This window comes from Streptomyces saintjeani, assembly GCF_055409605.1.
This window is the reverse complement of sequence record NZ_CP189624.1, coordinates 1102274-1114517: the sequence shown is the minus strand read 5'-3', so window position 1 is coordinate 1114517 and position 12244 is coordinate 1102274. Positions and strand designations below refer to the sequence as shown.

Here is a 12244-nt window from a genome sequence, read left to right as displayed (position 1 = left end):
CGGTATGTTGGGCCGGTTTGTTCAGCCGGTTTGGTCGGCCGGTTTGGTCGGCCGGTTTGGTCGGCCGGTTTATTCGCCGCCGGTGCGGTAACTGTCCGGTCCCATCGACCGGTAGAGCGAGACGGAGCCGGGAAGCGCCTCGCAGGACTTCTGGGCGTGAGCCAGTCGGTCCGTGTGATCGGGGACGTCGTCGCGCAGCAGAATGCCGAGATTCGTCCCGCTGTGCGCCAGCACGAGACCGAGCCCTTCGACCTCGTGGCAAATGCGCAGGAGGTCGTCGAAACAGTCCCGGGCGACGAGCTTCGTGTTCTTCCGGGCGCTGCGGGTGGAAACCCGGCCGACCGTCTCCAGGTCGCCGTGGCGCAGGGCCTCGCGCAATTCGTCGAGGAGCGCGCCGTATTCCCTGCGGTCGGCCGCGTCGAAAGGCTTGGGGGAGCGGTTGAAGAGGACCGTGTCGACCGTTCCGCCGATGTCGTGCGCGACGATCGTCAGCGGCGGCAGGAAGCCCAGCCGCTCCTTCAGGCGGACCTGGCGGTGGTAGAAGGCCACGACGCCCTGGTACATGACGCCGTCCGAGGGTTCGACGTCCCGCAGGAGCGTCTCGATCTCGCTCTCCGTGAACCGGACGCCGAGCGCGTCCCCGAGGGCGTGCGCGGTGGCCACCAGGTCGGCGGACGAGCTGGCCAGGCCCTTTCCCTCGGGGATCGAGCTGATCAGCGTCAGCAGTCCGCCGCCGTCGATGCCGTGGTCGCGCAGGATGCGCTGGGCGAGCCGGCGGGCCTTGTGCTTGTGCGCGGGCCGGACCGTGATCTCCCGGGCGCCGCCGACCAGCTGGAAGTCGGCGCGGGAGGTGAGGGAGACGGGGAAGGTGACGAGGAAGTCGAGGCCGTTCTCGTCGAGGACCCCTTGGAGCAGCTCGCCGAACGTGCCGTGGGCGTGGCCGGTGCCGGTGGCGGTCGCGTACTCCAGGGTCGTCTCGTCGGCGGTCACCGGGTGGCGTCCTTCGCGGCGTCCGTGGTCTTCGGGGCGCCCGTGTCGTTCGCGGCGTCCCCGGTCTCCACGGCGTCCTCGCTCTTCGCTGAGTCCTCGCTCTTCGCGGCGCCGATGCCCAGCAGGCCGTCGGTGCGGGCGAGGGCGGCGTCCACCGTCCCGGCGCACGCGGCCCACTCCTTGTCCAGCTCGTCGAGCCGGGCGGCCTGCTCGGCCAGCAGCGCGCGCACGGCGTCGGGGTGCGCGGACCCCGGCGAGCTCTTGCGCAGCAGCCCCCGCCGGACGTCGAAGGACTCGGCGACCAGGTGCTCGGGCCGGCTCAGCTCGAAGCCGTTCTGCACGGCGACGGCCCGCAGCAGCTCGGGGTCGGCCTGCGCGGGAGGCAGGCCCTTGTCCACGCAGGCCGTGATGAACTGGCCCGCGACGACCTGCGCCCGGCGCCACGGCACGCCCTCTTCGAGGGTGAGCAGGTTGGCCAGCGAGAAGCCGCCCAGGTACTCCCGCTCGCACAGGGCCAGCGCCCGCTCCTCCCGGAACCGCAGGTGCTCCAGGACCGTGGTGAACAGGTCCAGCGTGGAGCACAGGGTGTCGAACGAGCCCAGGACGTGCGCCCCGGCCTCCTTCGACACCTCGACGCTGTTCGAGTACGAGGTGTTGCGCTGCCCCAGCACGGCGTCCAGGTGCAGCGAGACCAGGTGGGCCGTCCTGCCCCGGATGCGTTCGAGCACCGGGTAGTTCTTCTTCTGCGGCATCGCCGAGGAGATCCCGGACAGCTCGTCGGGCAGCTCGATCAGGCCGTACTCGGAGCTGCCCCAGGCCATCAGGTCGGTGCAGAACCGGCCCAGCCAGGTGGCGAGCAGCGACAGTTCGGCGGTGACCTCGACGACCCAGTCCCGCGACGCGACCGACGTCAGGGCGTGCGGGTTCGCCGCGCGGAAGCCGAGCAGCCGCGCCATCTCCGCGCGGTCCCAGGGGATCTCCTGGCCCGCCATCGCCCCGGCGCCCAGCGGACACAGGTCGATGCCCCGGTACGTCGTGAGGAATCGTTCCAGCGCGTGGATCACCCGGTCCGTCAGGGCCGCCAGATAGAACCCCGGCGTGATGATCTGGGCGGACTGGAGGTGCGTGTACCCGGGCATCGGGGTGTCGGTGTGCGCCGCCGCGAGCCGGTGCGCCGCCCGGCCGAACGCGGTGAGCGCCCCGGCGGCCCGCAGCACCTGGCCGCGGCCGAACAGGAGCTGGGCGCACGCCTGGAGGTCGTTGCGGCTGCGGTCCACGTGCCAGCGGGGTACGGCCGGGTCGAGGCGCTGCTCGACGTGGCGTTCCACGGCGAAGGCGATGTCCGAGTAATTCGCCTCGGGGTCCGCCTGGAGTCCTTCCGCGGTGATTCCGTCCAGGAGGGAACCGATACGCCGGGCGTCGTCCTTCTCGATCAGATTCATCCGGCTGTATTCGAGGGCCAGGACTTTCTCGATGGCCACGTACCAGGGCAGAAGATGCTCTGCCTCGTACCGGAACTGAGGTTCCAGGATTTCCCGGTGGAGCAAATCGCTGGGTGCTGCTGATATCCGGCCGCTGAGACGGTTGTCGGGCATGCGGCGGTCGTACATGGAACCCCCGTAAACGCATATCGGTACGACGTGCGACACCGAGGCTGATCGCCGAGCGACCGTGGGTCAAGTGTGACGGAGTTCACCCGGCGCGGGGGATTGGTTAGCGGAATCCAGCATTCCCGCAGTTCGGGGCTGGTCCCGAAGACGGGTACGGCCCCGAAGCGCGGTCGTTCTTGACGCGAACTTTTCGCAACAACCTGACGGACTCGACAGCGAGTTATGCGCAGGAGGTCATCGGGCGCTCAGCATGGCTCACGATTTCGTTCACGTGATCTTCATCGCGGCTTCCCATTCCGCGTCCGGTATCCGCGACCGCAGGTACCCGAACGACTCCGCCGCCAGCCGCCGCGCCCGCTTCAGGTCGACGCCGACCAGCTCGCCCCGGTGCTTGAGAACCCGGCCGTCCACCAGGACCGTGTCCACGTCGCCCCGGCCCGCCTGGAACACCAGGTGCCCCGCCGGGTTGTGCACCGGCGTCATCGCGACCGTGTCGGTGCGCAGGAGCACCAGGTCGGCGCGCTTGCCCACGGTGACCGAGCCGATCAGGGAGCCGAGGCCGAGCGCCTTCGCGCCGCCCAGCGTCGCGTACTCCAGCACGTCGGAGGCGCGCAGCGCGTTGTCCGCGACGGTCTCACCCGCCTCGTGCGCCCGCAGGTGCGCCAGCGCCCGGTCCGCGCTGAGCGTCGAGCGCATCGCCGAGAACATGTCGCCGCTCCACCACACGACCGTGTCCATCGACAGCGACACCGGGATGCCGAACTCCCTCGCCTTCCCGGTGGGCGGATACCCCTGCCCGGCGCTCGACTCGCTCTCCGACGCGATGGACAGGTACGCGCCGCTCGCGGCGATCCTCCGGTACGCGTCGTCGCTCAGCGAACCCGCGTGGACCAAGGTGGACGACGGTGACAGCGCGCCGAACTCGTCCAGGAACCGGACCTGTTCGTCGCCGGAGTGGCCCCACACGCCCGCGTGCGTGGTCACCGGGAGACTCCGGTCCCGCGCGAAGCGCAGCGCCCGCCTGGCCTCCTCGGTGTCGGACACGTCCAACGCGAGCTGGAGGGTGACCAGTTGGTCCGGCCGTCCGGTGAAGCGGTCACGGATCAGCCGGTCCACCCGGCCGTCCGTCACCCAGCCCAGGTCGGGCGCGAAGGAGTTGCCGTACGCGTACCTGGCCCGGCCCGGGACCGAGAACAGCGCGTCCACGGCCGCCTCCGCGTGCTCCGGGGTGCGGGAGTTGTGCGACCAGTCGGTGACCGTGGTGACGCCGTCGTTCACGGCCTCGACCATGCCGAGGTGGTTGGCCGCGTAGATGTCCTCCGGGCGGAAGAGGGTGCCCCACTTCGTGATCATCCACTCGAAGTAGTTGCCCAGCGTCCAGTCCGCGCCTACGCCCCGCAGCGTGGTCTGCCACATGTGGCGGTGCGTGTCGACGAAACCGGGGATCAGGAGGCCGCCGTTCGCCTCGATCACCGTGGCGGGGGCGGGGAGGTGCTTGCCGATCGCGGCGATGCGGTTGCCCTCGACGAGGACGTCCGTGTCGTAGAGGGTGCCCCGGTCCATCGTGACGACGGTGGCGCGGCGGATGAGGAGGGGGCGGCCGGGGCGTAAGTCGGGGGTGGCGGCCTGGGCTTGAGGCGCGGCGGCGAGGGTCGTCACGCCGAGGGCGGCGGCTCCTGTCAGGGCCTGGCGGCGGGTGGTCCCTGTCCAACGGGGCATGGGTGACTCCTGGTTGTCGGCTCGGGGCGATTCAATGCGTGCGGCTCTGGGCCGGGTCCGTCACGCGGTGCCTCGTACGCGCAGCGGCAGTGATTCCGGGCCGCGCATCAGCAGGCTCTGGCGGTACGTCAACTCGCCCGGTGCCACGGCCGGTTCGATCACGGCGTAGCGGTTCAGCAGGTCGCGGAAGGCCACCCGGGCCTCCTGGCGGGCCAGCGGTGCGCCGAGGCAGTAGTGGATGCCGACGCCGAAGGAGACGTGCCGGTTGGGGGTGCGGGTGACGTCCAGGCGGTCGGGGTCGGTGAAGTGCGCGGCGTCGCGGTTGGCGGAGGTGACGGCCGCGAGGACCAGTTCACCGGCGGGGATCTCGACGGTCCCGACGGTGACCGGTTCCTTCGTGTACCGGTACGTCGAGAGGTTCACCGGGCCGTCGTACCTGAGGAACTCCTCCACGGCCGTCGGGATCAGCTCGGGGTCCTCGCGCAGGCGCTTCAGCTCGGCCGGGTGCGTGAGCAGGGCGCGCATACCGTTCGCCACGAGGTTGACCGTCGTCTCGTGGCCCGCGCTGAGCAGGAGGAACACCATCGCGACGAGTTCCTCGCCGGAGAGGCGGTCGTCGTCGATCAGCGCGGAGAGGAGGTCGTCGCCGAGTGTCCGCCGCTTCGCGGCGATCAGGTCGGTGAGGTACGCCGTGATGTGTCCGGCCGCCGCGCTCACCGTCTCCGGCGCGCCGGTCGCGTTGTAGTCCTGGGTCCAGCCGCCGAACGCGTCCCGCTCGCCCTCCGGGAGGCCCAGGAGTTCGCACATCACCGTGATGGAGAGGGGGAACGCGTAGTCGCCGATCAGGTCGATCTCGGGGCGGTCCGCGAGTCCGTCCAGGAGGGACGCGGAGAGGGCCTCGGTGCGGGGGAGGAGGGCGGTGACGCGGCCGGGGGTGAACGCCTTCGACACGAGGCTCCGCAGCCGGGTGTGGGCGGGCGGATCGCTGTTCAGCATGTGCCCGGCGGTCTTCCGCGCCACGGCCCGGGGCGCCCGCCCCGGCACGGTGTTCCGCCGGAACAGTTCCCCGACGGCCTCCGCGTCCTTGCCGAACCGGGAGTTCGCCAGAACCTCCCGGACATCGCCGTACCGACTGACCACCCACACCCGCAGCCCGTCCGGGGTGACGACGGTCCGCACGGGCTCGTCCCGCCGCAGCACCGCGTACGTACCGTGCGGATCGGCCCAGAACCCCGCCCCGAAACTCTCACCTAATGTGACCATGCGGTCACATTACTTACTCTTTACCTCGTGAGAAAGACCGACCGGAACCGGCCGCTCCGTCACGGCGGCGACACGGAGAACGGGGACGACTCCCTCGGTCGTGAGGTCGTCATCCCCGTTCTCGTGGGGTGAAGGGGGGTTACACCGTCGCCGGGAGGACGTGGTCGCCCACCGTGTCCGTGCTCAGGCACAGGGAGCACACCGTCGCGTCGTGGGTCGCGCAGGCCGTGAGGTCGGGGCGTTCGTACGGCTGGTGGCAGACGTGGCAGTCGTACGTCGTGGCGCTGGGGTTGCCCTCCGGGTCCAGGAGGGGTTCCGCTATGCCGTCGTCCGTGCGGCGGAGGTAGTACTTGCCCTTGGTGGCGACCGCCATCACGGGGGTCAGGACGAAGGCCAGGACCGCCGCCGCCACCGGGGAGTACGGCTGGAGCGTGTCGCCCAGGGCGTGGAAGTACATGGCGATCGAGAGGCCCGAGGCCGCCACGAAGGAGACCACGCCCACCGGGTTCACCGCGTACAGCATGCCCCGGCGGAACTCCGGCTGGAGCGGGGAGATCTTCAGCAGGTACTTGTTGACGCCGATGTCCGTCGCGACCGTCACGACCCACGCGATCGCGCAGTTGGAGTAGAAGCCGAGGATGCTGTTGAGGAAGCTGAACATGTCGGCCTCCATCAGGATCAGTGCGAAGGAGAGGTTCACCAGCACGAACACCATGCGGCCCGGGTAGCGCTTCGTCACCCGCGTGAACGAGTTCGTCCAGGCCAGCGAACCGGAGTACGCGTTCGTCACGTTGATCTTGATCTGGCTGATCACGACGAGGACGACGGCGAGCGGAACGACCAGCCAGGACGGCATCATCGCGTCGAACGCGCCCCGGAACTGCTGGATCGGCTCGGGAGCCGCGTCCGCCCCGACCTTCGCGATGATGTACACCGCGAGGAACACGCCGATCGCCTGCTTCAGCGCACCGAGGACCACCCACCCGGGACCGGCCATGATCACGGCCGTCCACCAGCTCCGCTTGTTCTCCTCGGTCTTGGGCGGCATGAACCGCAGGTAGTCGATCTGCTCACCGATCTGCGCGATGAGGGAGAGACACACGCCGGCACCCAGCAGCACGGACGCCGTGTTGATGCCGCCCTCGCCGTCCGTACCCGCGTAGTTCAGGAACTTGTCGACCGTGCCGGGGTCGGTCGCGACCAGGTACACCAGCGGTCCCACCATCAGCAGCAGCCAGACCGGCGTCGTCCACACCTGGAGCTTGCTCAGCGCCTTCATGCCGTAGATCACGAGCGGGATGACCATCAGCGTGGAGACCAGGTAGCCGAGCCACAGGGGGAGTCCGAGGCCCAGCTTGAGCCCCTGGGCCATGATCGACCCTTCGAGCGCGAAGAAGATGAACGTGAAGCTCGCGAAGATGACGCTGGTCAGCACCGAGCCGTAGTACCCGAACCCCGAGCCCCGTGTGATCAGGTCCAGGTCGATGTTGTACCGCGCGCCGTAGTACGCCAGCGGGAACCCCGTCACGAAGATGACCACGGCGGCCACGGCGATCGCCACGAGCGCGTTGCCGGTGCCGTGCGCGAGGCCGATGCCGGCGCCGATCGAGAAGTCCGCCATGTAGGCGATGCCGCCCAGCGCGGTCGTCGCCACGACCATCGGGGTCCAGCGGCGGTAACTGCGGGGCGCGAAGCGGAGGGTGTAGTCCTCCAGGGTCTCCTTCGTGGCCTGGTCGGTGGTCGGGGACGGGCCGGTGCGTACGTCTGTCTGCGGCTCGACGCTCACTACGTCTCCTTGCGGCGGGGGCGGGGACGGGATGCCCCGCGGCACGGCTTGCGGGAGCACGGAGACGGTAGGCAGGGGGTGTTACCCCTAAATACTTCCCGTATGAAGGAGATGTTTCGCTGCACGGGTGAAGTCCCCGGGCATCCCCGGGGACTTCACCTCCTGGCTCAGTGCAGTTCGGCCCGTACCCTCCGCGCCGCCGTCACCAGGTTCTCCAGCGACTGCCTCGTCTCCGGCCAGCCCCTCGTCTTCAGGCCGCAGTCCGGGTTCACCCACAGGCGGTCCGCCGGGATCGCCTCAAGGCCCGCCCGCAGCAACGCCGATGCCTCCTCCGCGCTCGGTACGCGCGGCGAGTGGATGTCGTACACCCCCGGGCCCGCCTCCCTCGGGTATCTGTGCGCCGCCAGTTCGCGGGCCACCTGCATGTGGGAGCGGGCCGCTTCGAGGCTGATCACGTCCGCGTCCAGGTCGTCGATCGCCTGCACGACGTCCCCGAACTCGGCGTAGCACATGTGCGTATGGATCTGGGTGCGCGCGCGTACGCCGGACGTCGCCAGGCGGAACGCCTCCGTCGCCCATTCCAGGTACGCCGCGTGGTCCGCGCGCCGTAGCGGCAGGGTCTCCCGCAGCGCGGGTTCGTCCACCTGGATCACCGAACTCCCCGCCGCCTCAAGGTCGCCGACCTCGTCCCGCAGGGCAAGAGCGACTTGGCGGGCCGTCTCGGCGAGCGGCTGGTCGTCCCGTACGAACGACCACGCCAGCATCGTCACCGGCCCCGTCAGCATCCCCTTGACCGGGCGGGACGTGAGGGACTGGGCGTACGACGTCCAGCGGACCGTCATCGGGTCGGGGCGGGAGATGTCCCCGGCGAGGATCGGGGGACGGACGTACCGGGTGCCGTACGACTGGACCCAGCCGTGCTGCGTGGCGAGGTAGCCCGTGAGCTGTTCGGCGAAGTACTGGACCATGTCGTTGCGTTCGGGTTCGCCATGGACCAGCACGTCGATCCCGGCCTTCTCCTGGAAGGCGATCACCTCCTGGATCTCGGCGCGGATGCGGTCCTCGTAGCCGTCGAGGCCGATTCGCCCGGCCCGCAGGTCCGCGCGGGCGGCGCGCAGTTCGCCGGTCTGCGGGAACGAACCGATCGTGGTCGTCGGCAGCGTGGGCAGCCCGAGATGCGCGCGCTGCGCCAAGGCCCGTTCGGCGTACGGCTGTTCGCGGCGCGTGTCGGCCGGGGTGACCGCGGCGGCGCGGGCCCGCACCGCGGGGTCATGGGTGATCGGCGATCCCGCGCGGGACGCCAGGTCCGCGTGGTTCGCCGCGAGTTCGGCGGCGATCGCGCCGGTGCCGCTGGTCAGACCGTGGGCCAGGGTGACGACCTCGGCGGTCTTCTGCCGGGCGAAGGCGAGCCAGCGCAGGATCTGCGGGTCGGTGTCGCGTTCGAGGCCGGTGTCGAGGGGGACGTGCAGGAGGGAGCAGGAGGCGGCGACGTCGACGCGGTCGGCGAGTCCGAGGAGGGTGCCGAGGACGGTGAGGGACCCGGCGAGGTCGTTCACCCAGACGTTGCGGCCGTCCACCACCCCCGCGACCAGCCGCTTGCCGGGCAGCCCGCCGACGGACGCGAGGTCCGCCAGCGTGCCGGGCCGCGTGAAGTCGAGGGCGAGCCCCTCGACGGGCGCCTTCGCCAGCACCGGCAGGGCCTCGCCGGGCCGGTCGAAGTAGGTCGCGACCAGCAGCTTGGGCCGGTCGCCGAGTGCGCCGAGGTCCCGGTACGCGCGGGCGGCGGCGTTCAGCTCGGCCGGGGTGCGGTCCTGGACGAGGGCGGGCTCGTCGAGCTGCACCCACCCGGCGCGGGCCGCGCGCAGCCCGGCGAGGATCTCGGCGTACACCGGGAGGAGCCGGTCGAGGAGGGTGAGCGGGTCGAAACCGGCGTCGACACCGGGGGCGGGCTTGGCCAGCAGCAGGTAGGTGACCGGGCCGACCAGGACCGGGCGTGCGGTGAGGCCGAGGGCGAGGGCCTCCGTCAACTGGGCGATCTGCTGGGAGGGTTCGGCGCGGAAGACCGTGTCCGGGCCCAACTCGGGTACCAGGTAGTGGTAGTTCGTGTCGAACCACTTGGTCATCTCCAGCGGCGGCGCGTCCTGCGTGCCGCGCGCCATGGCGAAGTAGCGGTCCAGGGGGTCCTCGATTCCCGCGTGGCGTACGGGAACCGCCCCGACCATCACGCTGGTGTCGAGGACATGGTCGTACAGCGAGAAGTCACCGGTCGGCACCTCGTCGATCCCGGCGTCGGCGAGCCGCCGCCAGGTCGAGGCGCGCAGGTCGGCGGCGGTCGAGCGGAGTTCGCCCGCGGTGACGCGACCCTTCCAGTAGCCCTCGACGGCCTTCTTCAGTTCCCGGTTCTCACCCTGCCGGGGGTAGCCGTACAGGGTTGCCGCGGCTGCGGACTTCGTGGTCACGGAGATCTCCTTCACGAGACGATTCCCTGAGGTCCCGGCGACGGGACGGGGGCGTGAAGGACCCACCGGCCGGACGGCAGCGCCGTACGGCCTTCTGTGCGCCGACCCACCCGCGAGGTCACCGGAACTCCGCGCGCGAACAGCTCGCGCACGGGCAGTCGGCAGGTCTTCGGACTCACGGGCACGCCTCGTCCAGGACGAGGCACCTACTGGCCGTCGCTTCCCAGGTCCGTGCGGACCCAGTGCGTATGACGGCGGTCGTTCCCGCTCACCGCTGCGGGGCAGTCCCGGATTCCCACCGGGTTCCCTCTTGCGACGCGGCCCGTCTGGCTGACGGGGCGAACCGGCTGCGTCGATCAGCTTACGGGGCGAAGTCGCCGTACGGGCAAGCGTTTCGGGACACGGAAGCCGTGGATCGGCCTGTGACGCCGGTCTCACTATCGAAACGGTTGAGTTTCGCTAGTGAGGTGTGTAGCGTCACTGGAGTACGAAACCGTTTCGTTCGCGAGACGCCCGATCATCTCATCGGAGCAGGCCCCTTATGTCACAGACCACCGAGACGCCGGACACGACGTCACTCACCAAGACAGCCGAGGAACCCGCGTCCCGTCACCGCTGGTGGGTTCTCGCGATGATCGGCATAGCCCAGCTGATGGTCACGCTGGACGCGACGATCGTGAACATCGCGATGCCGTCCGCCCAGGCCGACCTCGGGTTCTCCGACGGTGACCGGACCTGGATCGTCACCGCCTACTCCCTCGCCTTCGGCAGCCTCCTGCTCCTCGGCGGCCGGATCGCGGACCTCTTCGGCCGCAAGGTCGCCTTCCTGGTCGGCGTCGGCGGCTTCGCGGCGGCCTCCGCGCTGGCCGGCGCCGCCACGAACTTCGAGGTCCTCGTCGTCGGCCGCACCCTCCAGGGCCTGTTCGGCGCGCTCCTCGCACCCGCCGCGCTCTCGCTGCTGACCACGACGTTCACCGACGCCAAGGAGCGCGCCCGCGCCTTCGGCATCTACGGCGCCATCGCCGGCTCCGGCGCGGCCGTCGGCCTGCTGCTCGGCGGTGTCCTCACCGAGTACCTCGACTGGCGCTGGACCCTCTACGTCAACCTCGCCCTCGCCGTGATCCCCCTGGTCGGCGGCTGGATCCTGCTCAAGCGCACGGCCCGCGAACCCGGCGCGAAGCTCGACATCCCCGGCACCCTCCTCGTCACCACCGGCCTTTTCGCCGTCGTCTACGGCTTCTCGATGGCCGAGTCCCACGACTGGTCCTCCCCGCGCTCCTGGGGCTTCCTGACCGCCGGCGGCATCCTGCTCGCCGCGTTCACCTGGTGGCAGACCAAGGCGTCCCACCCGCTGCTCCCGCTGCGCGTCCTGCTCGACCGCGACCGCGGCGCCTCCTTCGCCGTGATGCTGATCTCCAGCGCCGGGATGTTCGGTGTCTTCCTCTTCCTGACCTACTACCTCCAGCTCAGCCTCGGCTTCTCCGCCGTGAAGACCGGGCTCGCGTTCCTGCCGATGGTCGGCGCGCTGATGGTCGCGGCCACCCTGGCGACCAGCTTCCTCGTCCCCCGGATCGGCCCGAAGACCATCGTCCCGCTCGGCATGGGCCTCGGCGCGCTCGGCCTGGTCTGGATGACGGACCTCGGCCTGGACAGCACGTACGTCACCCACGTCATGCCGCCGCTGATCCTCACCGGCCTCGGCATCGGCCTGGTCATGGCGCCCGCGATGTCCCTGGCCACCAGCGGGGTCGCCGCGCACGACGCCGGGGTCGCCTCGGCCGCCGTCAACACGATGCAGCAGATCGGCGGCTCCATCGGCACGGCCCTGCTGAACACCCTCGCGGCGAGCGCCGCGACCAACTACCTGGACGGCAGGAACGCGGGCGACAAGCTCGTCCAGGCGCACGCCGCGCTGGAGTCGTACTCCACCGCGTACTGGTGGTCGGCCGGGTTCTTCGCGGTCGGCGCCGTCATCACCCTGCTGCTCTACCGCAGCGGCGTTCCGAAGGCCGACGAGAACGCGGCTCCCACGGTCCACATGTGAGCGGCATGTGGTGACCGCACTCTGAGCGGAGGGTGCGGGCGAACGGGCCCGGTGTCTGGGGAGACGCCGGGCCCGTTCGCGTGTCCGCGCGGGCTCGTTCGTCTGCGCAGGTGAGAGGCGGGCAAGAGCCTCCGCCTTTATTTGCGTCTGGACGCAAGAAGGTGCAGACTCACCCTGTCGGACCCGCCATGGGTGCAGTCACATCGCGGAACGGAGGCGGCCATGGGCGCAGAACCTCCCAGTCCGAGCCGCCCCCAGGGCGCTCGCTGAAACCCCCTTCTCTTCTTCACTCCCCACGCTCCCCCGGGTGACCCCGCCCCGCTGTCGGCGCGCCGCCGCCGGCCGGGGCGCCTCGCCGTGCGCAGAGTGTGGG

General features: G+C 70.4%; 7 protein-coding genes and 1 riboswitch. Of the genes, 1 reads left to right on the top strand and 6 read right to left on the bottom strand.

Annotated elements, in window-relative coordinates:
- Window positions 1–69: 69 nt before the first annotated feature.
- The 6 genes from ACQCO7_RS05075 to metE all read right to left on the bottom strand — a co-directional run bounded on the left by ACQCO7_RS05075 (window position 70) and on the right by metE (window position 9827).
- Entirely contained in the window at window positions 70–990 is a 921-nt protein-coding gene (locus ACQCO7_RS05075) for a GHMP family kinase ATP-binding protein (RefSeq protein ID WP_464070673.1), read from the bottom strand.
- Window positions 987–2585: a lyase family protein gene (locus tag ACQCO7_RS05070; protein ID WP_464070672.1), complete on the bottom strand. Its 1599-nt coding sequence runs from the start codon at window positions 2583–2585 to the stop codon at window positions 987–989. The genes ACQCO7_RS05075 and ACQCO7_RS05070 overlap by 4 nt, the downstream gene beginning before the upstream one ends.
- Window positions 2586–2867: 282 nt before the next feature.
- Window positions 2868–4319, bottom strand: coding sequence for an amidohydrolase family protein (locus ACQCO7_RS05065; RefSeq protein ID WP_464070671.1), 1452 nt, complete (start codon window positions 4317–4319; stop codon window positions 2868–2870).
- Window positions 4320–4379: 60 nt separating this feature from the next.
- Window positions 4380–5582 carry a cytochrome P450 family protein gene (locus tag ACQCO7_RS05060; protein ID WP_464070670.1) on the bottom strand — a complete coding sequence of 401 codons (1203 nt, stop codon included), beginning with the start codon at window positions 5580–5582 and terminating at the stop codon, window positions 4380–4382.
- 139 nt (window positions 5583–5721) lie between these two features.
- Window positions 5722–7368, bottom strand: coding sequence for an allantoin permease (locus ACQCO7_RS05055; protein ID WP_464070669.1), 1647 nt, complete (start codon window positions 7366–7368; stop codon window positions 5722–5724).
- Between the two features lie 167 nt (window positions 7369–7535).
- Window positions 7536–9827 (bottom strand): 5-methyltetrahydropteroyltriglutamate--homocysteine S-methyltransferase, encoded by a 2292-nt coding sequence (gene metE, locus ACQCO7_RS05050; protein ID WP_464070668.1) that lies wholly within the window; start codon window positions 9825–9827, stop codon window positions 7536–7538.
- Between the two features lie 143 nt (window positions 9828–9970).
- Window positions 9971–10190, bottom strand: a riboswitch (cobalamin riboswitch).
- A gap of 178 nt (window positions 10191–10368) precedes the next feature.
- Between metE and ACQCO7_RS05045 the strand changes: the two genes are divergently transcribed.
- Complete coding sequence (locus tag ACQCO7_RS05045) at window positions 10369–11871, top strand: MFS transporter (RefSeq protein WP_464070667.1); 1503 nt, start codon at window positions 10369–10371, stop codon at window positions 11869–11871.
- Window positions 11872–12244 lie beyond the last annotated feature (373 nt).